Here is a 25997-nt window from a genome sequence, read left to right as displayed (position 1 = left end):
TGTATCGCATAGGGCCGCTCCCTTCTCGGGGGAAAGCGAGGCGATGCGCTACTGCGCGTCCGCCATAGTGTCGGCGAGCTCCTTGTACCAGAGTGCCGACTGCTTGATGTAGCGTTTTTGCGTGTCGAAGTCGATGTAGAACAGGCCGTAGCGCTTGTTATAGCCATTGGCCCACGAGAACTGGTCCTGCAGGCTCCAGATAAAGTAGCCCTGGACGTCGACGCCCTCGGCGCGCGCCTGGAGCACCTTCTCCATGTGCTGGTCGACAAAGTCGATGCGCTCGGGATCGGCGACGATGCCGTTTGCGTCGGGCTCGGGGTCCTTGTGGCCCAGGCCGTTTTCGGTGATATAGATGACGGGGAGGTTGGGATAGGTGGCGCTGATGTGCTTGAGCGTGTCGTAGAGGCCTTGCGGGTAGATGAGCCAATCCCAGTCGGTGGTGGGGATACCCGGCATATCGACCTGCTGCCCGACGCCCTTAAACTTAAAGCACGAGGTGCCCTTGTCTCCGGTGCCGTTAAAGCTGTTGGTTGACTCGCCATCGTAGGCGGCGATAAACGCCGACTGATAGTAGTTGAGGCCGAACATATCGTTGCGGGGCGCCGCCTTGGCGAGCTCCTCCATGTCGCTGTCCTCAACCGTAAGTGTGGCGTTGTTGGCACGCAGAATCTCGTTGATGAGTGAGAGGGTGCGCGCGGAGTAGTGACCCAGGAAGGCGCCGTCCATGATAAAGTCGGTGTAGAAGGCGTTGTACAGGTCGGCGGCGTGCTGGTCGGCGGGCGAGTCGGTGGCAGGATATGCCGGCGTCAGGACGTTGACCATGCCAATGCGTCCGCCCAGGTGCTCGGTCTCGTCAAGATCCTTATACAGGTTGACGGCGCGGGCGTGGGCAACGAGCTCGTTGTGCTGGCTCTGGATGCCGCTCGTCACATCAAAGTGATGGTTGGGCGGGAAGTTGCCTTGGATGTATTGGGAGTGCGAGAGGCTGATGAGCTCGTTGATGGTGAACCAATTCTTGACCTCGCGGAACTCGCGGAAGCAGAACTCGGCATAGCGCACATAGGCGTCGACGGTCTTGCGGTTGAGCCAGTCGCCCTGGTTGAACAGGGCGGCGGGGGAGTCAAAGTGATGCAGGGACACATAGGGCTCGACGCCATACTTTTTGCAGCAGGCGAACAGCTCGTGGTAGTGCTTAACGCCCTCGGCGAGGGGTTCGGCATCGTCGCCGTTGGGGAAGATGCGGGTCCAGGCGATGGACACACGAATGGCGTTGAGTCCATGCTCGGCAGAAAGGCGGATATCCTCCTCGTAGCGGTTGTAGAAATCACTGGCCGGGTCGGGCAAAAAGCGACCCTGGGCGACAAGGTAATCGTCCCACATGGTCTTACCCTTGCCTGCCACCTTCGTGGAACCTTCCGTTTGGTACGCGGCGGTTGCGGCGCCCCAAACAAAGCCCTTCGGCAGCTGCTGTACGCGGTTTAGCAAAGACATATGCATACACCCTCTCGTCTCGCTGTTCGATATTGTGCGTTTGCGCTCAGGAGGCTCCCTGGTTAGCGTTCAGCGGTGAAAAAGCCCGATAAACACTATCTTAAAATGATTAGAACCAAAATGAGCACGTGAACATTTGACAATGAGCACGTTAACATCCGGCTGGGATGTATAGAAACAAAACAACTTCAAACATCCGCGAACGGTTGTATTTGTTCGGTAAGCGGTTTTGATTGACAGAAGTTTTCATGTTGTGGTATATGGCTCGGGTATCATGAGCACGTTATCAATGTATGTACGATGCGCCATGGGCGCGGGGAATAGTTGGGAAGCAGGTTAGCGTGGAAGGCATGGATCAGCAGACAAGGAATGGTCGTTCGGCGAGCGCGGCAGAGGTTGCGGCGCTCGCTGGCGTGAGCCGCCAGACTGTGTCTCGCGTGGTCAACGGTATGCCCAACGTGACGGAAAAGACGCGCAAGCGTGTGCTGGCCGCCATGGAAGAGCTGGGCTTTCGTCCCAATTATGCTGGAGCGGCGTTGCGCGGCGGGTCGTATCGTTCTATTGGCCTGTGCATGTACAACATCACACGTGTCGGTAACCTGGCGACGCTCGAGGGTATCATGCAAGCGGCGCGCGAGCACGATTTTGCCGTCACTATGATCGAGATGGGCGGCGACAAGCCCTATGCACTTGCCGATGCCTCGCGCCGCATGGTCGAGCGACCCGTCGACGGCATGATTCTCAACATGAACCGCATGGCTCCCGATTTTGAGGAGTTTGTTCCCCAGCCGGGAGTGCGAACGGTCATCCTGTCCATGTATGCGCATCCGCGCTGCACGACGATCGACTCCGACCAGTATGGTTCGTGCGAGCTGTTGACCAATTATCTGCTGGAACATGGTCACTCGAATATGCGGTTTGTGGCGGGTCCGGAAAACTCGATTTCCTCGCGTTTTCGTGAGGCCGGTTGGCGCGATACGCTGGGTCGTGCTCATGTCGATGCCGCTCCGATGCTGCGTGGCGATTGGAGTGCGGACAGTGGGTACGCCATGGGCGAGCGGATTGCGGCCGAGGTGCTTGCCGGCGGGTCGCAGGCGCCGACTGCCGTGCTTGCGGCAAATGACCAGATGGCGCTGGGCGTTATCGCCGCGCTCGAGAACGCGGGCCTGTCCGTGCCCGACGACGTGAGCGTGGTTGGTATCGACGACGCACTCGAGGGACTTGTTCCTCACAATCGGCTGACGACGCTGCGATTTGATTTGCGCGGTGTCGGTAAGCTTGCGTTTGAGGCGGCGATTGGAGAGAGCTCGTCTATCGAGGCGATTCATGTGCCGAGTACGCTGGTCGAACGCTCGACTGTTAGGGACATACGGGGTTAGGTCCTACTCCGTTTGTCTCGATTTGTAACAGGTAGACGGTCAAAAGTGGTCTACATGTTACAGATCGAGATTGTTCGGCCCGGGCCGCCCGTTCGTCTAAATCTGTAACAGCTTGGACCGAAAAACTCGGCTAGATGTTACAGATTGAGACAAGCGGCCCCCGAACCGCCTAAAAACGCCGGGGGCGGCGCGCCGTGTGACGTGCCGCCCCCGGCTGAGAAATGGGGACAGGTTATGTGGGCAGGCGACCCCGCCAGCCGCTAGTCCAGACGACGGGTCTGCGCCACGTGCTTATACCAGTATGCGCTTGCCTTGGGCGTGCGCTTCTGGGTTTCAAAGTCAACGTAGAAGAAGCCATAGCGCTTGTTGTAGCCATTGGTCCAGGAGAACTGATCCTGCAGGCTCCACAGGAAGTAGCCGCCCACGTTGACGCCCACCTCCATGGCCTTGAGCAACCAGCGCAGGTGCTGCTCGATGTAGTCGATGCGCGGCTGGTCGTCCACAAAGCCGTCTTTGTAGGGGTCCTTGTAGCCCATGCCGTTCTCGGTGATGAAGATCTGCTTGTAGTTGGGGTAGCGCTGCTTAATGTAGACGAGCAGATCGAACAGGCCCTCGGGATAGATGATCCAGTCCCAGTCGGTGGTGGGGACGCCGGGCTTGTTCACATGCTCGCCAATGCCCTTAACGCGCCAGCGGCCAGTGCCCTTCTCGCCCGTACCGTTGTGGTGCAGGTCGTTCTCGCCATCGTAAGCCTTCAAAAAACGGCACTGGTAGTTGTTGACGCCCAGGTAGTCGTTGTAGAGCGCGGCCTCGCGCATAATCTCGAGATCCTCGTCTAGGATCTCGATGGTGCCGCCCGAGACGGCAGCCAAGCGGTTGGCGCACTCGAGGGTGTCGGGCGCGTAGTCGCCGCGGAAGGTGGCGTCGAGCAAGAACTGGTTCTGCAGCACGTGCTCGTTGTTGGCGGCTTTGATGTCGGCGGGGTCGTTCTCGTTGAGCGGATACTTAAACTCCAGCGACTGGATGACGCCGATCTTGCCCTTAAAACCGCCGTTGTGGAAGGCCAGTACTGCCTTGGCGTGGGCGAGCATCATGTTGTGCTCGCACTGGAAGGCTTCGGCCAGATGCGCCTTGACGCCACCGGGGAAGGTGCCCTCGATGTAGGTGTTGGAGGCGTCGGCCCAGATCTCGTTAAAGGTGAACCAGTAGGTTACCTGGTCGGCGTACTCCTTAAAGCAGAAGGTGGCAAAGTCCACAAAGGCATCGATGGTCTCGCGGTTGAGGAAGTCGCCCTTCTCAAAGAGGGCAAGCGGCGTGTCGAAGTGATGCAGCGTGACAAACGGCTCAACGTGGTGCTTGTGGCACTCGGCGAAGAGATCGTGGTAGAACTGCACGCCCTCGGGGTTGATCTCGCCGGTGCCGTTGGGGAAGATGCGGCTCCAGGCAATGGAGAGGCGAATGCCGTTGATGCCGAACTCCTCGCACAGCTCCAGATCGACGGGGTACTGGTTGTAGAAGTCCGAAGCGGGATCGGGGGAAAAGCGCCCCTGGGCCTCCAAGAAGTCGTCCCAGGCGACTTTGCCCTTACCGTGGGTGCGGGTCTCGCCCTCTACCTGGTAAGCAGCAGTGGCGCCGCCAAAGACAAAGCCCTCGGGAAACTGCGCAGGCGGGTTGGTGACGCTAGCGGGGTTAACGGACATGATGATCCAATCGTCTAAATCGAAGGGCCAGCCGGTCTTGGATGGTCGGCTGGCCCTAAGCGTTACTTACTTCGAAAGCTGTTCACTCACGAAGGCGAGAGACTTGTCGCCGTTCTGGGAGAGCTCGATGTACTGCTTGCCACGGCAGGCGACGCACTTGTTGCCCACGCGCTCGCAGTCCTTCTGCAGGTCGGCCAAGTAGCTGGCAGCCTGCGGGGCCAGGACGACCAGGTCAAAGTCGGGGAGCATGTCAACGTGGTTGCCATAGGCCTCGGCAGCGGTCTCAAGATTGATGCCGCGCTCTTTGGCAGCCTTGGCCAGCGCGTTGGCGAGCAGGCCCGAGGTACCGCCGCCCTGGCAGAGCACGAGCACGCGCTTGCCGTTGAGGTCGCTGGCGGTCGTTGCCTCGGTGGCGACAGCGGCGGGGGCGTCGGCCTTCACGGCCTCGGCAGCAGCGCCGGCGGCAACGCTCTTGGCGTCAGCCTTGCCCTGGAAGGCATCGTTGAGCTTGGCGGCCTTCTCGGCGTTCTTGGCGGCGAGCTCCTCCTCGGAAATCTCGGCCTCCTCGGCGCACTTCTGGGCGTCATAGGCACGGAAGAACGGGTAGTACAGAACGAAGTCGACGACCAGGATGAGGGCGAGCATCACAAAGGCGAGCGGCTGGAAGCCCAGGCCCATGATGGTGCCGATGGGGCCGGGGACGGTCCAAGGCAGGGTGTACATAAAGCCGTTCATGCCCAAGAAGTCGATAAAGATCTTGAGGATCCAGATGTTGGCGATCGGGGCAAAGACAAACGGGACAAAGAAGACGGGGTTGAGCACGATGGGTGCGGCGAACAGCAGCGGCTCGTTGACGGCAAAGCACACGGGGACGATGGCGGCCTTACCGACGGCGCGCATCTCCTGAGACTTTGCCAGGAAGCAGAACATAAAGACCAGGACGAGCGTGGCGCCGGTGCCGCCCATGCAGACGACGAAGTACTGGGCACCCTGGGTCAGGACAGCGGAAGCGTGCTGGCCAGCCTGGAACGCAGCCAGGTTGTCGGTCATGTTGGCAACGAGAGCGGCGGCGATGGCGGGCTCGACGATCGAGGGGCCGTGGACGCCCACGAACCAGAACAGGCTCATGGCGCCGTAGATCACAGCGAGGCCGATGTAGCCGTCGGCAGCGGTGAACAGGGGCTGGAACACCTGGATGACGCCCTGGGCAAAGCAGAAGCCAAAAGCAGCGCGGAAGGCGATGTCAAAGACCCAAAAGACGGTGATACAGACGGAGAAGGGGATGATGTCCTTAAAGGTCTGCGAGATGTTGGGCGGGACCTGCTCGGGCATCTTGACGGTGATGTTGCGCTTAATGAAGAACTTGTAGATGATGCCGGTCACAAACGCAGCGATAAAGGCGGTCAGCAGGCCTTTGGAACCAAGGTAGGTGGTGTTGAAGCCGCTGGCAGCGTCCGTGGCGATCGTGTCGCTCGAAAGGAGCAAGAAGCCGATGATGGCCGCGCACATGCACGAGATGAAGTTGATCTGGTTGTTCTTGGGCAGGTCGCGGTTCTGAGCGTCGGCGAAGTGCTTGGCCGTGGTGGCGGCGCAGGCGATGGCCAGGATGCCCATGGAGTAGTTGTAGCACTTCCACAGGGCGTTGTTGATGTCATCGGGCCAGTAGAAACCCCAGATGTTGGGGACCGAGGCTACCAGGCAGAAGATGGACGAGAAGATGATGATGGGGATGACGGAGATAAAGCCGTCGCGGATCGCCTTGAGGTACTTGTTGCGGGCGATCGCGTTGAAAAAGGGCTGGCCTTTTTCGATGGTGGCGATGAGTTGCTCCATGCAATGCTCCTAAGAGTCGGTGGGTTAGCAACGATGGTAGCTTTTGGCGTTCGGTTGCCAAAATGTTGACGTTGCCATTTTGCGACACAAAAAAAGACGCGAACCGGTGGTTCCTGTGCCTGCGAACCGTCGATTCCTTATGCGTAAACGTTTGAGCCGCCCGGTGGCTCTGTGTTTACATAATGGCAACGTTAACATTTGGGCGCCAAAAGCCGTTTGGGGAAGCAAAAATGTCGGTGAACGGTAGGTTTTGGGTGGTGAGCGTATGGTGGGGGAGGCGTTGGATATACTTGAAGGCGTTAAAAATGACTGCGTAGGGTGCCACCAATGGCATCGTCGACATAGAAAGATCGACCTATGGCCGCTGTTAAAAAATCGGTTTCCGTTAAGGATGTGGCGCGTCTCGCGGGCGTCTCGGAGCAGACAGTCTCGCGTACGGTGCACGATTCGCCCAGCGTGCGCCCCGAGACCAAGGAACGCGTGCGTGCCGCCATGCGCGAGCTGGGGTATCGCCCCAATTTTGCCGGTCGATCGCTGCGCCGTGGTAAGTTTAAGACCGTCGGTGTCGCCATGTTCAACATTACCGGTACCGGCAACCTCGACCGTATGGAGGGCTTTGCCGCCGCGGCCGACAAACACGGCTATGCCATCACCCTCACTAAAGTAGATGGACACCCCTATACTCTCGAGAGCGCATCATCGCGTATGAGTGCACTGCCGGTGGACGGTATGGTTGTAATCATGAACCGCATGCCGGCGGACTTTGGAACCTTCGAACCGCTGCCCGGCATGCAGACGGTGCTCGTTACGATGTTGGAGCACCCGCTCTGTTCAACGGTCGATAACGACCAGTCCGATTGCTCGCGCCAGGTGGTCGAGTACTTGCTGGAGCATGGGCACAAAACCGTGCACTTTATCTCGTGCCCCGAGCGCTCGCTTTCGGGCATGCGGCGCGAGGAAGGCTGGCGTGAGACATTGCGTGCGCATGGCATTGAGCCCCCGCAGCTCGTGCGCGGCGACTGGACGGCGCAGAGTGGATATGCCGCAGGTCAGGCTCTGGCGGATGATCCGACCTGCACGGCCATTTATGCCTCCAACGATGCCATGGCATATGGCTGTATCCGTGGGCTCGAGTCGCGCGGGAAGTGCGTGCCCCAGGACGTGAGCGTGGTGGGTGTTGACGATAGTCTGGGCGATATCGTGCCCGACCGTCGCCTGACCACGGTGCGCTTTGACAACAAGCGCGTCGGCATGTGGGCGGTCGACAAGATTGCCGGTGCCGAGGGCGTTGTGTCTGGCGTGGAACACATGCTGATCCCCGGCGTGCTCGTAGAGGGCGATACGGTGCGCGATTTGCGTTAGGGTGCGGTCCTGATTGGGTTTCCGTTAATAATGTTTGATATTGTTCGAAATGGTTTGGAAACCGTTCACGGGCGAAAAAAGACCGTTCACGGCTCGAAATAACGGTTTGCATTGTTCTTTTTTGTTTGAATGTTAATGTTTCTGCCATACAGAACGCAGCGCGTATGCCCGGACGCGATGCTCTCCATTGGTTCATATGTGAAAGGAACGCAATATGGCAACCAAAGAAGAAATCTCGATGGTTGGATTCGAGATTGTCGCATACGCAGGTGACGCCCAGACCGATCTGCTTGCAGCGCTCGATGCTGCTCGCGAGGGTGATTTTGAGAAGGCCGAACAGCTGCACAAGGATGCCAGCGATGCGCTTATCGGCGCCCACGACACGCAGACCAAGCTGCTTTCGCAGGAGGCCGGCGGCGTCGAGATGGAGATGACCTTCATCATGGCTCACGCTCAGGACACTCTCATGAACACTATGATTCTGGAGAAGCAGGCCCGCTTTACCATCGATGCCTACAAGCGCATCGCCGAGCTCGAGGCCAAGCTCGCCTAACGAGCCCTCACAACCAAGTCCCCTTCCAAAAGCTCTGCCGCAAACTCGCGACAGGGCTTTTTCTTTTTACCCGGCACTTGGGGACGTTCCTTATCTGCCGCAGTTAGGGACACTCCTGCCATGCATTTGATCCTTTGAGGATGAAAGCGGGTCATTAGGTTTGCTGCGGTGCCGACTCGGCCTGTCGGTTACAAAACTATGCCGGTTTACTACGATGAATCGCATTCTTTCAACTATGGAAAGAACGGCGTTATCAAAGCCGCAGGTAGAAAGCTTGTCATTTTCTGCTAATAGCAAATGTGGTCGGTCCTATCGGTTTTATCGTAGTAAACCAGCATAGTTTTGAAATGGCACTATTCGACTAGCAGCGTTATGGAGCTTCTGCACGCCCTCCCGTTCGGTTTTTCGCTGGGTGGGTATACTTCCATCCGCAATACAGGCCGGAATAAGGAGGTATCCAAATGCCGGGCAACGGATTGATTCAAAAGGGAGACGCGCACGAGATGACTCATGGGCGTCCTGTCCAGATAACCGAGCACACGACGGTAACCGAGCTGCAGCCCAGCCTGTCCGATGTCGTGTGCGCAAACAAAAAACTGCAGATTGGCTTTATCGTTGCGCTCGTGGTACTGGCGCTGTTGTCGGGCTTTGTAGCTCGTCCGCATTTTGCCGATACCAAGACCTGGGACTCCACCATCGAGGTCATCGATCAAAAGAAGGGCAATGTTTTGGCGCTCACGACCTCGTGCGTCGCCCTATCTGCGGGTATCACTGCGCTGCCGGGCGATACGGGAACGCCAGTTGCCGAGCAGCTCGCGCAGCTTTCAGGCAACCTTGGTATCGTGCTTGCCGTGCTCTACCTAGAGAAATATTTGCTCACGATTTTGTGGTCGGTTGGCTTGGGCATCTTAATCCCGTTTGCGTTGGTACTCTTTGCGGTGTCGCTCGGCATTCACGGGCGCTGGAGTACGAGCACGGTCATTCGCCGCGTGGCAACGCGTGTGCTGGTGGCCGCCATAATTGGCATGGCGTGGGTGCCTGCAAGCGTATGGGTGTCGCAAAAGGTCGACGAAACGTATCGCGTTAGCATCGAGGCGGCCGAGCAAAAGGCGACCGACGCTGCGAGCGCGGCAGATAGCGATAGCTCCAAAACAAGCAAGAAAAAGACCGAGTCCACAGAGTCCAAGAACGTGCTTGAGCAGCTTGCCGACGGTGCCTCGGGTCTCGTCACGTCGGTGACCAGCGGCGCCAAGCAGATGACCGATGAAATTGTGCGGCAAGTGACCGATCTCATCGAAGGCGTCATCGTGATGATCGTGACCTCGTGCGTGATTCCATTGCTGGTGCTCGCGGCGTTTTTGTGGCTGGGGTACGTGCTACTGGGGATTGATATTTCCGGCCCGGCGAACTATCTGACGGGTCGCTTTCTGAGCGCTCCGTCCAAGCACGCCAAAAAGGGCGGGCAGTCCGAGTAGCTAAAACAGCTGTATATACCGGGGAATACCGCCGAAGGGCGGCCGAGACACGTTCTCGGCCGCCCTTTTGTTTGTTGAATGCGCGGTAAGCCGGGCCTTTTCTGAGTCCAAACGGTCAGCAATCATCCGCGAACGGTAATTGTTCAAAAAAGAACAAAGATAAACAAATAATTGTTGCAGTAAATGTTCGAATGTGTTCAAATAAACATGAACAGTGAAGAACCGCACATTCAGATGCCCGGACCTGAACGCGATTCAACACTTCCAAACAGAAACTACGCACCTGCGTATCTCTCAAGGAGGATGTCATGAGAGTTGTAATCGCTTCCGATGCCGACGGTATGTCGATGAAGGAGTCCATCAAGGAGATGCTCATCGCCGACGGTCACGAGGTCGTCGACTATTCCGAGACCCCTGCCGCGGACTTTGTCGATTCCGCCACCGCCGTTGCCAAGGACCTGCTGGAGCACAAGGATTCCCAGGGCTTCGCATTCGATAAGTACGGCGTCGGCTCCTATATGGCCGCCGTCAAGATCAAGGGCATGGTCGTCGCCAACATTTCCGATGAGCGTTCCGCTTACATGACCCGCGAACACAACGGCTCACGCATGGTCACCATGGGCCCGGGCGTTGTGGGCACCGAGGTCGCCAAGAAGATCGCCCGCGAGTTCCTGCGCGCCCAGTACGCCGGCGGCCGTCACCAGATCCGTGTCGACATGCTCAATAAGATGGCCTAACGAGAGCCACCGAGAACTCGAACTTCTATCTCAACTTGTGAATTCAGACGAAAGGACGTTCTGATGAAGAAGACCATCGCAATCGGTTGCGACCATATCGTTACGGACGAGAAGATCTATCTGGCCGACCGCCTGGAGCAGGCTGGCTACAAGGTGCTTGACTGCGGCACCTACAGCCACACCCGTACGCACTATCCCATTTACGGTAAGGCCGTGGGCGAGGCTGTTGCCAGCGGCAAGGCCGACTTTGGCGTGGCCCTGTGCGGCACCGGCATCGGCATCACCAACGCCGTCAACAAGGTTCCCGGCGCCCGCTGCGCCCTGGTTCGCGACATGACCTCTGCCCTGTATGCCCGTCGCGAGCTCAACGCCAACATCGTGGGCTTTGGCGGCAAGATCACCGGCGAGTTCCTGATGGCCGATATCATGCTTGCCTTCCTGGAGGAGCCCTACGACAAGACTCCCGAGCACGATGCCCTGATTGCCAAGATTGATGCCTGCAACAAGGCCGACGCCGAGGCTCAGGCTGACCCGCACTTCTTTGACGAGTTCCTGGAGAAGTGGGACCGCGGCGAATACCACGACTAGTGGGGTTCCGGCGTTCTACCGAACGCCAGACCAGTCGACGCTGCGAAGCCATCTGGCGGGCGAGCTGCTCCGATAACACTTTTGCTTGCTGAGCTTGTGTGCTTCGTTTTGGCGGTACCTGGCATTCTGCAGCTTTTTAATTGACGGCTCGCGTTTCTGTGATGGGGCGCGGGCCGGTTTTCTAAACAGGAGTTCAATATGATTCTGACCGTTACCATGAACCCGTCGATTGATACGCGCTATCAGCTCGACAAGCTGGTCATCGACGATGTTAACCGCGTGACGCCCGAAAAGACCGCTGGTGGCAAGGGTCTCAACGTGAGTCGTGTGCTGCTGCAGTTGGGCGACGATGTGCTTGCGACCGGCCTGCTTGGCGGTCACATGGGTGCCTATATGGCCGAGCTCATGGATGCCGATGGCGTCAAGAATGACTTTGTGCCCATCGCCGGTGAGACGCGCATTTGCCTGAATATTCTGCACGAGGGTAATCAGACCGAGCTGCTGGAGAGCGGCCCACAGATCGTCCCAGCCGAGCTCGAGGCCTTTACGGCCAAGTTCGCCGAGCTTGCAGCGAAGGCTGACGTTGTGACGCTTTCGGGCTCGCTGCCGCGTGGCGTCGATGCCGGCTACTATGCCGAGCTCGTCAAGATCGCCGAAGAGGCGGGCGCCAAGGTGCTGTTCGACACCTCGGGCGCATCGCTGGAGGCCGCGCTGGAGTCCGACGCTAAGCCTGAGCTCGTAAAGCCCAACCTGACCGAGATTAACGGCCTGCTGGGTACGTCCTTTACGACCGATGATGTCGATGCCCTGCGCGAGGCGCTTGCCGCCGATGGCCGCTTTGCCGGTATTCCCTGGGTCGTCGTTTCGATGGGCGCTGCCGGTTCGGTGGGCTTCCACGAGGGCCGCGCGTTCCGCGCCAAGACGCCCGCGATTGCGGCTGTGAACGCGACGGGTTCCGGCGACTCGACCATCGCCGGCTTTGCGCATGCCATTGCTGCTGGTGCCGACGACGTCACGGTGCTCAAGACCGCCAATACCTGCGGCAAGCTCAACGCCATGGATCCCAAGACCGGCCACCTGGTCATGGACCGCTGGGACGAGATCTACAACAGCGTTGTCGTGACTGAACTTTAGGGTTACGCGGTTTTACCAAACCTATTGGTTCCGCCGTTCTACCGAACGGCGGACCGGTCGACGCTGCGCGGGCCGCAATTGGACAATCTGACATTCAACTTCAAGGGCGCGACCAGAAGGTCAGCGCCCTTTCGTTTCGCGTCACCTTGTCTCAAATGCGACCCGCTCGCTGTCCGTCCTCTACCTGCGGCGTTGTCTTGCTCCGGATGCGGCAGTTAGGGACGTTCCTTTTCTGCCGGCAGTCTGGGATATTCCTTGGGGTAGTCATCGGGGACGTTCTTTAATGACCAGTCGTTTAAGAACGTCCCCAATGACTACACTCAAAAACGGCGCCCGCTGGCGATGTTGCCGGCGGGCGCTGTTGTCTTGAAGACGAAATGATCCGTTTTCCTCCGTCCCCAAGGGATCATTACAGTGAGTCGATAAAGCGCTGTTGGGCGGCGCGGCCGGCTTCGTCCCACTTAAAGACGCCGGCGTTGTCGAGCACGTGACCAAATACCACGCCGACCTCCTCGTGCAGGATGTCGATGGCGTTGTCCGCCGTGAGCTCGTCGGCGCGGCGGGCAAAGACGTCCTCGGCCCATGCGGCGTGGCTGCGGCAAAGGTCGTCGCCCTCGAGCGCGCCGGCAAGGTCGTAGCTGGTATCGGCTTTGGCCGCCAGCAAGTGCTCGCGGACAGCGCCGAGCTCGGGAACCAAGCGCGGCGGCAAAATGGCCAGGCCCATGACCTCGATCAGGCCGATGTTCTCCTTCTTAATGTGGTGGTACTCGGCATGCGGGTGGAATACGCCCAGCGGATGCTCGTCGGTCGTGATATTGCAGCGAAGTGCCAGGTAGGCCTCGTAGATCTCGCCGCCGGCGTTGCCGCGGGAGTCGACGCGGCGGATGACGGGCGTCACGGTGTTGTGCGCTACGCCGTCGGCTGTGTGCGCGATGATGCCCACCGACTCATCGGTCCACTCGCGCCAGGCGAGGATAATCTTCTCGGCAGCGTCGAGCAGCTGGGCGCGGTCGTGCGAGCGCAGGCGCAGCACCGAAAGCGGCCACTGCAACACGGTACCGCTGACTTGGTCAAAGCCGGGCACGCTAAACTGCGAGACCTCGGTGGCATGCATCATGGGGAACTCGTGCGCGCCGCCCTGGAAGTGGTCGTGCGACAGAATCGAGCCGCCCACGATGGGCAGGTCGGCGTTGGAGCCAATGAAGTAGTGCGGGAAAAGGTCGACAAAGTCGAGCAGGCAGGTCAGGCCCTTGCGGTCGACGTGCATCGGGCGATGCTTGGAGCTCATGGCAATGCAGTGCTCGTTAAAGTACGCATACGGGCTGTACTGGAAGCCCCAGCGCTCGCCGTCGAGCTGAATGGGGATAATGCGCAGGTTCTGACGGGCGGGATGAGCGCCGCCGTCGGTTGCGGCGGAGCGTCCAGGGTAGCCTTCGTTTTCGATGCACAGCTGGCAGGCGGGATACTTCTCGCCCGTGTTCTTGGCAGCACCGGCTGCGGCGATATCGCGCGGGTCCTTCTCAGGCTTGGACAGGTTGATAGTGATCTCCAGGTCACCCCAGTTGGTGGAAGTGCTCCATTTGATGTTGCGCGCGATGGCGGCGCGGCGCACGTAACCGGCGTCACAGCACAGGCCGTAGAACCAGTCGGTCGCGGCGCGGGGCTCGTGGACGCCCATACGTCCGTTGAACTCCTCGTTTACAACCGAAGGCCTCGGCATGAGCCCGCCCATGATGCGCATGGCGATGCGGTCGCGGCCCGACGCCGTGTCCTCGGCAGCACCGTTGGCCACGGCGGCCTCGGAAAGCACGGCAAGCGTGCCTTCAAGGTCAAAGTTGGGCAGGGTATCGGGGTGCAAGAGCGAGAGTTTCTCGACCTGGAGCGCCCAGGCCATGTCGAGTGCCGGTCCCGTGGCGCCGATGCACTCCAGAATGGTGTTGTATGCCCAGATGCGATCGTCCTGTCCGATCATCGATCGATGAATGGCATATTCGATGAGGCCCTGCGCGGCCTCGCGCACATCAGTCATTACAGCCATGCCGCGTAAGCCCCCTTGTCAGAGATGGCGTAGTGACGGGCAGAGCCCTCGCCCAGCCAGCTGTTCATCTTGGTGATAAAGGTGTCGACCAGATCGAGCGGCACAAAGGCCTGGATGGTGCCACCAAAGCCGCCGCCGTGGATGCGGACGGCGCCGCGACCGTCGAGCACATGCTCGGCCAGCGCCAGGGCATACATGGAAGGCTGCTCGGAGCCCAGCTTAGCAACAACATTCTGCAGGTACATGGCAGAGCTGGCGCCGGACTCGCGCGTCAGGACCAGGAACTGATCGATGTCGCCGGCGTTCAGGGCTGCCCAGCGCTTATCGACCAGGCCGTTCTCGTACCAGTAGTGAACGGCGCGCAGGCAGGCGCGGTCGCCCAGCTTGGCGCGCAGCTCGGGGAGCTTGGCGTCAAAGTCGGCAACGTCGACCTCGCACAGGCGTGTCTTGCCAAACTCGGCGGCGATGTCTTGCATCTCGCGCGGAACGGCGGCGTAGTCGTCGGTGGCGGCCACGTGGTCGGCACCGACCTTAACGAGCACGAGCGCGTAGCCGTGATCCTCAAAGTTGAGCTCGAGCTTCTGGGTCTTAGGCTGGGCTTGATCCTCAAAGTCCATGTAGGCAAGGCCGCCCAGGCACACAGCGGCCTGGTCCATCAGACCGCAGGGCTTGCCGTAATAGTTGTTCTCGGTGCGCTGGCTCATCTGGGCGAGTGCGACGGGCTTAATCGCGGGCGCGCCCCAAAGCGTCTCCATAGCGCGGCCGTATGCCGCCTCGACAGCAGCGGAGCTCGAAAGACCGCCACCCGAGGGGACGGAGCAGGTAAAGGCGAAGTCGAAACCCTTGGGCTCAACGCCAAGGGCTGCAATCTCGTGGGCCATACCGCGCACGAGGCTTGCGGACGTGCCCTTCTCGGACTCCTGAACATCCAGCGTTTCGAGCGTGATCTCAAAGGTGGGGTAGCCCTCATCGGCAACGCGGACCTTGTTGGAGTCGGTTGCCACGGCGATGCCGTCGACAGCGACATCGAGCGAGCCGGCGATAACGTGGCCACCCTCGTGGTCGGTGTGGTTGCCGCTGATCTCGGAACGGCCGGGCGCGTGCACGTAGAGCACCTGGCGCTCGTCGATGGGGCCAAACTCCTCCTCAAACAGCTTGGTGAGGGTGGCGAGTATCTTTTCGTCGGGGGCGGTCATACGGGTCCTTTCCTTGACGCCGGAGAGACTGGTCCGTGTCATTATGAGTACGTTAACAATATTGAGCACCACAAACCAGACGTTCGCGGCGCCGCACGTTAAAGGGTATGTTAACGTACTCATAACACAATGTATCTCCTTTTTTGAGAATCTGGCAATCGGTAGATTTTCGGCCGTGAACGGTGTGGCCGTATGGACATATGGAGCAAAAGAACCGCTGATAGAAAAAGTAGAGTACGTTAACATGCGTCCGACGATAGCGGGCTTCGGCGCGGGGTGTGTTTCTGCCTGGGCCGACATTCGCACTATTCAGATCTTGCGAGAGCGAAGGTGATTTTGTGGCAAGGCGCCCTTCCAACGATACGGGTACGCGTCCGGTATCCATGGCCGACGTTGCCCGCGCTGCCGGTGTTTCGCAACAGACGGTTTCGCGCGTTGCCAACGGATTGCCCAACGTTAACGAACAGACGCGCCAGCGCGTGCAAGCCGCTATGCAAGAGCTCGGCTTCCGTCCGAGCTATGCCGGTCGCTCGCTGCGCGACGGCCGTTATCATTCGGTCGGCCTGTGCGTCAACGATGTCACCAAGTTCGGCAACCTCTCAATGATCGACGGCATCGCCAGCGCTGCTCGCGAGCATAATTGCGCCATCACGCTGGTCGAGATGTCCAAGACCGAGGAGTTTTCGCTTGCCGAGGCCACGCGTCGTATGGCCGCATTGCCGGTGGACGGCATCATCATCGGTATGAGTCGCATGGCGCCCGATTTTGAGACGTTTGATCCACTGCCGGGCATTGGCACGGTCATCGTTACCATGTACGCGCACCCGCAGGTGACCACGGTCGATTCCGACCATTACGGCTGCTCGCTATTGCTTATGGATCACCTGTTTGAGCTAGGGCACGAGCAGATTCGCTATATTGGCGGCCCGTCATTCTCGGTCGACGAGCAATTTCGTCGCGCCGGTTGGCAGGATGCACTCGAGCGTAAACACATCGAGCCGGCAGAGCCGCTCGAGGGCGACTGGTCTGCCAACAGCGGCTACGAGGCCGGCAGGTACCTGGCCGAGCACGATCGCACCATGACGGCGATTTACGCGGCAAACGACCAGATGGCAAATGGCGCGATTGCAGCGCTGCGCGATAGCGGTCTGCGCGTGCCCGAGGACGTGAGCGTGGTGGGCGTCGACGATTCGCTCGATGATTTTGTGGCACACAACGAGCTCACGACCGTTCGATTCGATTTGCATCAGCGTGGACGCGAGGTGTTCGAGCACGCGGTTCCCAAGGCGGGGGCAACGGACAAAACCGTTGCCATTCGTATTCCCGGCCAGCTTATCGTTCGACATACCACGGCAGCTCCGCGCACATAGTTTTTGCAGGTCAATGGCGATATATTCCGCCTCAATAACAATCGATAAGGATGCTGGCAGATAGCCGTGGCTATGAAGACGAGTGCTATGATAGACGGGCTCTTTTGTCTATCTAGGAGGCTTTGCCTGATGGAGATCACCAAGGATATCCGCTACGTTGGCGTCGACGATCACGACATTGACCTGTTCGAGGGCCAGTACGACGTGTCCGAGAACGGTATGGCATACAACAGCTACGTTATTTTGGGCGATAAAATCGCTGTCGCCGATTCGGTCGACGCTGACTTTGTCGACGAGTGGCTCGGCAACCTCGAGGCCGTGCTCGATGGTCGTACGCCCGACTACCTGGTTGTCCATCATATGGAGCCCGATCACTCCGCTGGCATCGCCACCTTTATGGAGCGCTATCCCCAGGCACAGATTGTGGCCAGCATGGGCGCCTTCCGCATGATGGTCAACTACTTTGGCACCGACTTCCCCGAGCGCAAGATGGTCGTCAAAGATGGCGACGTGCTCGACCTGGGCGGCCACAGCCTAACCTTTGTCGGTGCCCCCAACGTGCACTGGCCCGAGGTGCTCTTCTCCTATGAGGCTACCGACAAGGTGCTCTTTAGTGCCGACGGCTTTGGCAAGTTTGGCGCCAACGACATCGAGGATCCCGAGGGCTGGGCTTGCGAAGCGCGCCGTTACTACTTTGGCATCGTGGGCAAGTTCGGCAAGTTTGTGCAGGCCGTGCTCAAGAAGGCCGCCAATCTGGACATCCAGATCATTTGCCCGCTTCACGGTCCCGTGCTGACCGAGAACCTGGGCTATTACCTCGACACCTACAACACCTGGTCGAGCTACCAGCCCGAGGACGAGGGTATCACGATTGCCTATGCGAGCGTGTATGGCCATCTGAAGGCTGCCGTTGAGGAACTCGCATCTGCGCTCGAGGCCCGCGGCCAGAAGGTCTCCGTCTTTGACTTGGCTCGCGATGATATGGCTGAGGCCGTTGAGGACGCGTTCCGCTACGACCGCCTGGTGCTCGCCTCCATTACCTATCAGGGCGAGATCTTCCCGTTTATGAGCACCTTCATCCATACGCTTGCCGAGCACGCCTATCAGAACCGTACGGTGGCACTCGTCGAGGCCGGCTCCTGGGCGCCCACCGCTGCCAAGGTTATGGCCAAGGAGCTCGAGGGCATGAAGGACATCACCCTGGCGCAGAACAAGGTGACCGTGCTGGGCTCGCTCAACGACGCCTCGCGCGCTCAGATCGAGGCCCTTGCTGACGAGCTGTCCAAGTAGCGACACATTCACTTCTGATGCTCAACCACCACAAAGGAGACCTTTGTGGTGGTTTTTGTTTAAGCGCCGGCGATGAGGAGATTTGGGCGGGCGTTGTCGACGATCTCGGTGATTGAGGTGGCGACGGCATTATCGGGGTCACGGTCCATCACGATGGAGTCGACGTCGGCGAGTTCGGCAAAGCGGTACATGCCGCGTCCGTTAACCTTGCTGGCGTCCATGAGGGCGACGCTTTGACGGGCGGCACCGACCATAGCCGCTTTGGTCTCGGCCATCTGCGGAAAGTCGGTCGTAAAGCCGCAGCTGGGGACAAAAGCGCCAGGGCACATGACGGCAAGATCGGCATGGACCATTTGGAGCGCTTGCATAGTGAGCGGTCCGTACAAATAACGATGGCCTTTGCGCAACGCCCCGCCCAGCATGACGACATCGACTGAGGGCATGCTCTCGTCGATGTAATCGGCAATGGTAATGTCTGCTGTGATGACGGTGATGCCGTCGCGCTGATCGAGGAGCCGGACGAACTCGAGCGCCGTGGTGCCCGAGTCGACGAGCAACGTGTCGCCGTCATTGACGAGCTCGATGGCGCTTTGCGCGATGGCCTGCTTGGCGGCGACGTTGACGTTGATGCGGCGATCCTGCGTGGAGACGGTCAGGCGTTTGTGGAGCGATACGGCACCGCCATGCGTGCGGCGCAGCTTGCCTGCTTCGGCGAGCGCGTCCAGGTCGGCGCGGGCGGTGACGGAGGACACGCCAAAGGTCTGGGCGATTTCTGCTACCTGCACCGAGGCATTATGATCGAGCATCTCCATGATGGCGGAACGACGCTCGTCGGCGAAAGCTCGGGTTGTTGCGTGGGCCATATCTGCTCCATCATCGTCTGAAATTTGCAGGAATTGTGTTGACTCTATTTTCGTTCATTTTCTTTTTGAGTAAGAAAATACCTTTCGATTACTTATCTTTTCTATAAAAGAAAGACGCTGAACGCCCAAAATTCAATATCGAATACGCCCACTCGGCTCCAATTCCTTCCGTTTACTTTTCAAAAACGACTGTATTGACCTGCATGGGCTCAATATCTCGCACATGCAAAGCCGCTGAATTTCATACAATGAGCGCAGCAAAACGCAAGGTAAAACGCCTTGCGGACACGTACGCCCGATGTCCAGATGCGGGCGAGGGAGAGGAGCAAACGCTCATGGCACTTGTTACCACCGAAAAGATGCTCAAGGACGCTCAGGCCGGCCATTACGCCGTTGGCGCGTTCAACGTCGAGAACCTCGAGTTTGTTATGGCCGTTCTGGCCGCTGCCGAGGAGACCAAGTCCCCCGTCATCATGCAGACCACTCCGGGCACCATCAAGACCGCTGGTCTGGACTACTTCTACGGCATGGTCAAGGCTGCCGCCGAGCGCGCTTCCGTGCCCGTCGCTCTGCACCTCGATCACGGCGATGGCTATGACCGCTGCATGCAGGCTTTCCGCACTGGCTACACCTCTGTCATGATCGACGGTTCGCACGAGTCCTTCGAGGACAACATCGCCCTGACCAAGTCCGTCGCCGACGCTGGCCGCGCCATGGGTGTGCCCGTCGAGGCCGAGCTTGGCAAGGTTGGCGGCAAGGAGGACGACGGTCCTGCGGTTGAGGGCGAGAGCCCCTACACCGATCCGGCCGAGGCCAAGGAGTTCGTCGAGCGCACCGGCTGCACCTCGCTGGCCATTGGCGTTGGCACCAGCCACGGCGTGTACACGAGCGATCCTCACATCGAGCAGTCCGTGGTCAAGGCCATCCGCGACGCCGTCGACGTGCCGCTGGTTCTGCACGGCACTTCCGGTGTGCCCGATGAGCAGGTTGCCGAGGCTGTGAAGAACGGCATCTGCAAGGTTAACTACGCCACCGAGCTGCGTCAGGCCTACACCAAGGGCTTCATGGCCTACATGGCCGAGAACCCTGCCTGCTTCGATCCCAAGAAGCCGGCCAAGGAGGGCATGCGTGAGATCACCGAGCTGGTTAAGATCCGCATGACCAACCTCAACTCTGTGGGCAAAGCAGAGTAACAGCAAGGGTACTCTGATCCCACCGGACGGCTTGGGCGGGTCCCCGTACTTAGTTTCCAAAACGTCCTCGCGCATGAAGGCCCCCGTTGCCTCGCTTCTACGAAGCGTTGGCAACGGGGGCCTTCGCGCTGCGGAATGATTTTGGAAACTAAGTACGGGGACCCGCCCAAGCCGTCCTGCTCGATCGCCCTTGTGGCGTTGGGGCGGAAAGGATGGGGCGTTAGGGCTTCTTTGCTGATGGGGGATTAGTATGCCCGGGCTTGGTTGGGGAATGCCTGGTCTAGTGAGGCTTGGAGTTTTTCGAAGGATGTCTGCAGGTTGAGGTGTTGGTCTGCAGAGCGTTTGGCTTTTGTGGTGGGGGAGTCGAGGAGGCCGTCTCTCTGTGTCGGGGGGAAGGAGAAAAGGTCTGCATGTTTTAGGGATGGCTGCTGTGCTGCGTCATTGGAAGAATGCATGCTTATGCGGCCTCCTCGATGTCCACCAAAAGGTTGCACACGGGGCGTGCTGCTAGGTCCCGTGCGTTGGCAGTATTATGCCGCGGCTGTTGCAAAGAAGCGCTAAAGAAAGGCTTAACCTGGTTTGGTTTTACGATGAAACTGCAGGTCAGAAGTATCGAGTAACACTCTTGAAAGGTTTTGAGCTTAAGGGCTTTCTAAGGTTTGTGGCGCGGATGTGGCTCGCCTGTGTGGGGCGTGTGGATGGCTCGTTCTTAGCGCTGCGGCTCTGCGGCGCGCACCTGCTCGATGACTTTTTCCATCGTGGCGTCGATGCGGTCTTTTTTGAGCTCGCATTCCCAGATGGTTATGGGTGTCCAGCCCATTTGGGTAAGCGCGGAGATGGCGGCTCGGTCGCGCTCGACGTTGCGACGGAACTTTGCCTCCCAAAATTCAACATTGCGCTTGGGCTGGCTCGGATTGCACTTAGGGCAGCGATGCCAAAAGCAGCCGTTGACGAAAATGGCGATCTTGCGCCCGGGAAAGGCGATGTCGGGCTTACCGGGAACCTTCCATTCCAAGCGATAGCCCGTAAGGCCCGCTGCGCGCAGGCGCTGGCGTACGAGCGGCTCGGGCTTGGTGTTGGCGCGCTTGTTGCCCTTCATGGACTTTTTGATGGCGGCGCGACGGCGGACCAGTTCGCGCTCGTCAGCGGAGAGGTCGGAGGTATCGACGCCGTCGAGCAGACCGGGCTTGGGGCGCTTTTTGCTACGGCGCTTAGGTGCGCGCTTGGGTTTGGTGGCGGGTTTGTCGGCTGTGTTGGGCGCGGCGTCATCGGCGGAGCTTGCCTCGAGCCGGTCTTCCTTCAGCTCGATCAGGGCATCAATGAGCCCCTTGTCGGCGGGCATCCATTCCACCGTGGCAAGCGAGGTGCGCGGAATCCAGCGGATATCGAGCTGGCGGTCGTGCTTCTGAGGCTCATCGGATTCATCGGCGAGCGAGCAGTAGTAGCACTCCATGGAGAGATGAAAATCGGGGTAGTCATACTCAACGGTATAGAAATCGCGCAGGTTGGTGACTTTGACCTGCAGCTCTTCCATGAGCTCGCGGCATACGGCGTCCTCGGGCGTCTCGCCGCGCATGAGCTTGCCACCGGGGAACTCCCAAAGTCCCTGCATGTCGCCATAGCCGCGCTGCACGGCCAGTAGCTCGTCGGATCCTTCCTTGCGAATGATCCCAGCGGCAACATGAACAGTCTTCAACAGGAGTCCTCCCTCAACATCAACAAGTGGCAGGGTAGTCTTTTTGGGACGGGGCTTTTTTAGCTGCCCTATGTCAAATGCGGCCTCATGCTTCGAAGGCTTCGGATGGGGTAGCTAAAAAAGCCCCGTCCCAAAAAGACTACCCCTACCTTACACAACGGTAAGGCAAGCGTAAGCCATATCGATGGTAGCCGACTCGTCTTCTTGCGACTATAGATGCCGTAGACTAATCGCAAGAAAGGACTCGGTATGCAAACCACGCACATGGCGACCCCGGTACTGGAGGTCGCGCATCTCGAAAAGGTATATGGGGCGCTGGGCAACGTGACCCGCGCGCTCAACGACGTCAGCTTTACCGTCAACCGCGGTGAGTTCGTGGGCATCATGGGCGCTTCGGGCTCGGGCAAGTCGACCCTGCTCAACTGCGTGTCGACCATCGATAGCGCCACGAGCGGCACCATTCGCATCAACGGGCAGGACGTTACGCGCATGAAGCAGGCTAAGCTTTCGCAGTTCCGCCGCGAGGAGCTCGGCTTTATCTTCCAGGACTCCAACCTGCTCGATACGCTCACGGCACGCGAGAACATCGCCCTGCCGCTCACCATCGCCCGCACAAACTCGGCAGAGATCTCGACCCGCGTGCAGGATGTGACAGCGCGCCTGTCCATCAGTCAGGTGCTCGACAAGTATCCCTACCAGATGTCCGGCGGTCAGCAGCAGCGCGTTGCCGCGGCTCGCGCGCTCGTCACCGACCCAACCATGATCATGGCCGACGAGCCCACCGGCGCCCTCGATTCCAAGAGCGCTCGCCTGCTGCTCGAGAGCCTGGAGGCCCTTAACCGCCGCCTACGCGCCACCGTGCTCATGGTCACGCACGACAGCTTTGCCGCCAGCTACACGAGCCGCGTGCTGTTCATTCGCGACGGCAAGATCTTCACCGAGCTGCGCCGCGGCGACACCGACCGCCGAGAGTTCTTCGACCGCATTATGGAGGTCGTTGCCATGATGGGCGGTGAGGGCTCCGATGCTCTGTAAACTCGCTTGGGGCAACGTCCGCCGCGCCGGCCGCGACTACCTCGTCTACCTTTTGACGCTCACCCTGGGCGTCACGGTCTTCTATGCCTTTAACACCATCTCGATGCAAGTCGACATCGCCGGCATCGATGAAAAGGGCTTGGCGCAGGTTATGGGCAGCATGCTCGGCGACCTGACGTACTTTTTGGCCGGTGTCATGGCCTTTTTGATGGTGTATGCCAATAACTTCATCATGAAACGCCGCAAGAAGGAGTTTGGCCTGTACCAGGTGCTCGGCATGGGGCGCGGGCGCGTCGCCACGATCATGGCGCTCGAGACGGTGATCGTTTCGGTTGTGGCCTTTGTCGCCGGCATTGTGCTGGGTGTGGGACTCTCCCAGCTCATGACGTTCTTTACGGCCTCGCTCTTTAAGACACAGATCGCCAATTTCCACTTCTTTTTCTCGGTGCATGCGTTCAACCTGACCCTTGCCTGCATGCTCGTAATGTTTGTGCTCACGCTGCTGCTGAACCTTCGCGCCGTGCGTCGTACCAAACTCATCGAGCTTATGGGTGCCGAACGTCGCAACGAGAGCATCAAGACACGCAACCCCTGGATCGCGATTGCCATCTTTGTCGTGGGCGTGGTGCTTGTGGGCGTGGCCTATTACCGTCTGCTACGTGATGGGTTCCCGCTAACCGCGACGGACAGCAAGCTGCAAGAGGCCATGAACCAGTTTGGTATTACGACCGCTATGGTTACCGTGGGCACCTTTGCCCTGTTCTGGGGACTCTCGGGCATGCTCATCAAGCTGCTGCAGAGCCTGCGCGGCGTGTATTGGCGCGGCCTCAACATGTTTACCGTGCGCCAGCTTGCGGCCAAGGTCAACACGGTGTGCTTTTCGATGGGCGTCATCGCGATGCTCCTGTTTTTGGCCATCACCTCGGTGACGTGCGGTATGTCGATTGCCAACGTGATGAACGAAAACCTGGAGCGCTATAACCCTGTAGACGTGTCTCAGACGTATGTCTATTACACGCCCGATACGCTCGACTACTACAAAGAGTACATCAATCCGTCTGAAGCCGATCGCATGGTGCTGGCCGATAGTACGGTCGATTTGTACTCCGCATGGCACGGCGATCCATGGCACGGCGATCGTAAGGGCAAGTCGGCGGACAACAACGACGAGACCGGCAAGAAGGTCAATATCGCCGATGTTGCCGGTGAGCATGTGCAGATCGATTCGTATCTGAGTTACCCGCTTGGCGGTTCGGATCCTTCGGTGACTCCAAGTGAAATGTGCAAGGCCATGGGCGAAAAGCTTCCCAAGGCGTTCGGGGGTAGCAATGCCGATACGATGGGTCTGTTTGTGACGCCGGCGAGCCAGTACAACAAACTGCGTCAGATGATGGGCGAGGAGCCGGTGCACATCGGTCACGACCAGTATCTGCTCACGTGTGATATGGGCGGCGAGCTGGTCGACCTGTACACCAAGTATATGGCTGGCGGCCATGCCCTTACCTTGGGCGGGCATACGCTCAAGCCCGCAGCCGATAAGTCGGACGAAGATACGGCGGCCATCGCCAACTCGGCGATGGGTAGTAATCCGGGCACCGTCGTCGTTGCCGACGAGCTGTTGTCCCAACTTAATCTGCAGCCGTATTCCAGTAGTCTGCTCGTTAACTACAAACAGGGGATGGATACAACCGAGGCAGACGAGAGCATTAAATACACTGTGCTCGACAATCTGCTCGTTGACGGCAAGGAGTCGGGGTCGTGGGGAACCTTCATCACACGCTCCGAGATGTACACGCAAGCAGCGCAAATGAACGGTCTTATTAGCTACCTAGCCATCTACATCGGCTTTGTATTGGTTGTTGCATGCGCGGCGATTCTGTCGATCCAGCAACTCTCCAACGTGGCCGACGGCAGCCGCAGCTATCGTGTGCTGGCACAGATCGGCTGCGACGACCGCCAGATTCGCCATTCGGTGATGGCGCAACAAGCGGTATTCTTCCTGTTCCCGTTGGCGGTGGGCTTGGCGCACTCCTTTGTGGCACTTAAGGTGATCATCGAGATGGTGAGCATATTCGGAAATATGAGCATCGGCGGCACCGTGGGCCTCACCTGCGCGATCTTCCTGGCAGCCTACGGCGGCTATTTCCTGGTGACCTACCTCATAAGCACCGGCACGGTACAAGCTGCCATCGCCACCCGCTACAGCGAGTAACAAGCGGGCAAAATCGTCACAAAATCAGAGGCGTATGACCGCCGCGAAGGGACCAGGGGCCCTTTCGCGGCGGTTTTTGCCTACCTGGTGCGTCTCAGATACAAGTGAGTAGACTTTTTTGAACCTGCCGAGCACATCGCGACAAATGATCTATAAAACTGCAGGTCAGAGCTGTGGCGTTTTGGGGCGTGCTTGGCCTCCTGCAAAAAGCCTACTCACTTGGTTTTTCTGCTAGAAGACCGCCACGAGGGAAGGCAACTCCCTTACGTCGGTTTGGACGTTTGCCCAGATAAAACCTGCCAAAATAAACCTGTCCCTTTTTGGCAGGTGGTTTCAGCTGAACGGCGGGCGGTGCGGCTTGGGTGTGCGGGCTCACAATCTGGGGAAACCAAACAGATTGGGGGCTTGTATGATCGATTCGAAGGGAAACGTGCGACCCGAAGGCATGTTTAACAGGGCACGCCTGGCCCCCGAAGCCCAGCTCGCATACGATACGCGAGGGCTAGTCGTTGGGGGACGTTCTTAAACGATTAGTCAAACAAGAACGTCCCCAACGATTACTTTGCGGGTAGCTAAAAGAGCCCCATCCTTAATTAGCTACCCCGCCAACACCGCAGGTAAAGCAAAAGTCAGACACTATGACCCAATCCGAGGGCACTAAAAAGATAGGAGCCCCCGCTCGTGACCGCGGGTCGGGGCTGCGACAATGATGTTGAAGTGCCATAGGCGCAGCCGCGCCGCAACGAGGTTGGGAGGCTCCCATGCCAAAGTATTCTACCGCGTTCGGGATGGACGTCCACCTGAGGTCGACCACCGTCTGCGCCCTCGACGCGGACACCGGCGAGGCCGTGA

General features: G+C 59.0%; 19 protein-coding genes. 12 read left to right on the top strand and 7 right to left on the bottom strand.

Features of this window, described 5'->3' with window-relative positions:
- Positions 1-48: 48 nt before the first annotated feature.
- Positions 49-1491: a 6-phospho-beta-galactosidase gene (lacG, locus tag AAA021_RS04120; RefSeq protein ID WP_022094683.1), complete on the bottom strand. Its 1443-nt coding sequence runs from the start codon at positions 1489-1491 to the stop codon at positions 49-51.
- A gap of 350 nt (positions 1492-1841) precedes the next feature.
- On the opposite strand from lacG (AAA021_RS04120), the gene AAA021_RS04115 reads away from it, so the two are divergent.
- Positions 1842-2870: a substrate-binding domain-containing protein gene (locus tag AAA021_RS04115; RefSeq protein ID WP_349088226.1), complete on the top strand. Its 1029-nt coding sequence runs from the start codon at positions 1842-1844 to the stop codon at positions 2868-2870.
- A 260-nt stretch (positions 2871-3130) separates the two neighbouring features.
- Here the strand turns inward: AAA021_RS04115 and lacG (AAA021_RS04110) are convergent, their stop codons facing one another.
- Both lacG (AAA021_RS04110) and AAA021_RS04105 read right to left on the bottom strand, forming a co-directional pair.
- The gene (gene lacG / locus AAA021_RS04110; protein ID WP_349088123.1) at positions 3131-4570 is read right to left on the bottom strand and encodes a 6-phospho-beta-galactosidase; all 1440 of its coding nucleotides are present in this window, start codon (positions 4568-4570) and stop codon (positions 3131-3133) included.
- Positions 4571-4636: 66 nt separating this feature from the next.
- Entirely contained in the window at positions 4637-6403 is a 1767-nt protein-coding gene (locus tag AAA021_RS04105; protein WP_349088121.1) for a lactose/cellobiose PTS transporter subunit IIB, read from the bottom strand.
- A 357-nt stretch (positions 6404-6760) separates the two neighbouring features.
- Between AAA021_RS04105 and AAA021_RS04100 the strand changes: the two genes are divergently transcribed.
- The 6 genes from AAA021_RS04100 (at position 6761) to AAA021_RS04075 (ending at position 12252) form a co-directional block, all read left to right on the top strand.
- Entirely contained in the window at positions 6761-7765 is a 1005-nt protein-coding gene (locus AAA021_RS04100) for a LacI family DNA-binding transcriptional regulator (RefSeq protein WP_349088120.1), read from the top strand.
- A 214-nt stretch (positions 7766-7979) separates the two neighbouring features.
- Positions 7980-8318: a PTS lactose/cellobiose transporter subunit IIA gene (locus AAA021_RS04095; RefSeq protein ID WP_349088119.1), complete on the top strand. Its 339-nt coding sequence runs from the start codon at positions 7980-7982 to the stop codon at positions 8316-8318.
- 461 nt (positions 8319-8779) lie between these two features.
- The gene (locus AAA021_RS04090) at positions 8780-9793 is read left to right on the top strand and encodes a hypothetical protein (RefSeq protein ID WP_349088117.1); all 1014 of its coding nucleotides are present in this window, start codon (positions 8780-8782) and stop codon (positions 9791-9793) included.
- 308 nt (positions 9794-10101) lie between these two features.
- On the top strand, positions 10102-10530 hold the full coding sequence (gene lacA, locus AAA021_RS04085) for a galactose-6-phosphate isomerase subunit LacA (protein WP_006234830.1): 429 nt from the start codon (positions 10102-10104) through the stop codon (positions 10528-10530).
- Between the two features lie 63 nt (positions 10531-10593).
- A complete protein-coding gene (gene lacB / locus AAA021_RS04080) occupies positions 10594-11118 on the top strand; it encodes a galactose-6-phosphate isomerase subunit LacB (RefSeq protein WP_117583544.1) in 525 nt (174 codons plus the stop codon).
- A gap of 198 nt (positions 11119-11316) precedes the next feature.
- On the top strand, positions 11317-12252 hold the full coding sequence (locus tag AAA021_RS04075) for a hexose kinase (RefSeq protein ID WP_349088115.1): 936 nt from the start codon (positions 11317-11319) through the stop codon (positions 12250-12252).
- A gap of 409 nt (positions 12253-12661) precedes the next feature.
- On the opposite strand, the gene AAA021_RS04070 is transcribed toward AAA021_RS04075, so the two are convergent.
- Both AAA021_RS04070 and AAA021_RS04065 read right to left on the bottom strand, forming a co-directional pair.
- Positions 12662-14290: a UDP-glucose--hexose-1-phosphate uridylyltransferase gene (locus AAA021_RS04070; protein ID WP_349088113.1), complete on the bottom strand. Its 1629-nt coding sequence runs from the start codon at positions 14288-14290 to the stop codon at positions 12662-12664.
- The gene (locus AAA021_RS04065) at positions 14281-15486 is read right to left on the bottom strand and encodes a galactokinase family protein (RefSeq protein ID WP_349088111.1); all 1206 of its coding nucleotides are present in this window, start codon (positions 15484-15486) and stop codon (positions 14281-14283) included. The genes AAA021_RS04070 and AAA021_RS04065 overlap by 10 nt, the downstream gene beginning before the upstream one ends.
- Positions 15487-15869: 383 nt before the next feature.
- Between AAA021_RS04065 and AAA021_RS04060 the strand changes: the two genes are divergently transcribed.
- Positions 15870-16856, top strand: coding sequence for a LacI family DNA-binding transcriptional regulator (locus AAA021_RS04060; protein ID WP_138374625.1), 987 nt, complete (start codon positions 15870-15872; stop codon positions 16854-16856).
- Between the two features lie 129 nt (positions 16857-16985).
- On the top strand, positions 16986-18146 hold the full coding sequence (locus AAA021_RS04055) for an FprA family A-type flavoprotein (RefSeq protein WP_349088110.1): 1161 nt from the start codon (positions 16986-16988) through the stop codon (positions 18144-18146).
- 59 nt (positions 18147-18205) lie between these two features.
- Here the strand turns inward: AAA021_RS04055 and AAA021_RS04050 are convergent, their stop codons facing one another.
- Positions 18206-19009: a DeoR/GlpR family DNA-binding transcription regulator gene (locus tag AAA021_RS04050; protein WP_349088109.1), complete on the bottom strand. Its 804-nt coding sequence runs from the start codon at positions 19007-19009 to the stop codon at positions 18206-18208.
- A 335-nt stretch (positions 19010-19344) separates the two neighbouring features.
- Between AAA021_RS04050 and AAA021_RS04045 the strand changes: the two genes are divergently transcribed.
- Positions 19345-20202 carry a class II fructose-bisphosphate aldolase gene (locus AAA021_RS04045; RefSeq protein ID WP_022095149.1) on the top strand — a complete coding sequence of 286 codons (858 nt, stop codon included), beginning with the start codon at positions 19345-19347 and terminating at the stop codon, positions 20200-20202.
- Between the two features lie 709 nt (positions 20203-20911).
- On the opposite strand, the gene vsr is transcribed toward AAA021_RS04045, so the two are convergent.
- Complete coding sequence (gene vsr, locus AAA021_RS04040; protein WP_349088107.1) at positions 20912-21898, bottom strand: DNA mismatch endonuclease Vsr; 987 nt, start codon at positions 21896-21898, stop codon at positions 20912-20914.
- A 249-nt stretch (positions 21899-22147) separates the two neighbouring features.
- Between vsr and AAA021_RS04035 the strand changes: the two genes are divergently transcribed.
- Together AAA021_RS04035 and AAA021_RS04030 are read left to right on the top strand one after the other, a co-directional pair.
- Positions 22148-22933, top strand: coding sequence for an ABC transporter ATP-binding protein (locus AAA021_RS04035; protein WP_349088105.1), 786 nt, complete (start codon positions 22148-22150; stop codon positions 22931-22933).
- Entirely contained in the window at positions 22923-25145 is a 2223-nt protein-coding gene (locus AAA021_RS04030; protein ID WP_349088103.1) for an ABC transporter permease, read from the top strand. Before AAA021_RS04035 ends, AAA021_RS04030 begins: the two co-directional genes overlap by 11 nt.
- Positions 25146-25997 lie beyond the last annotated feature (852 nt).

Origin of the sequence: Collinsella sp. CLA-JM-H32 (genome assembly GCF_040098165.1) — a bacterium.
Classification (GTDB): Bacteria; Actinomycetota; Coriobacteriia; order Coriobacteriales; family Coriobacteriaceae; genus Collinsella.
Note: the sequence above shows the minus strand (reverse complement) of the source record. Positions and strands in the feature narration are given on the sequence as shown.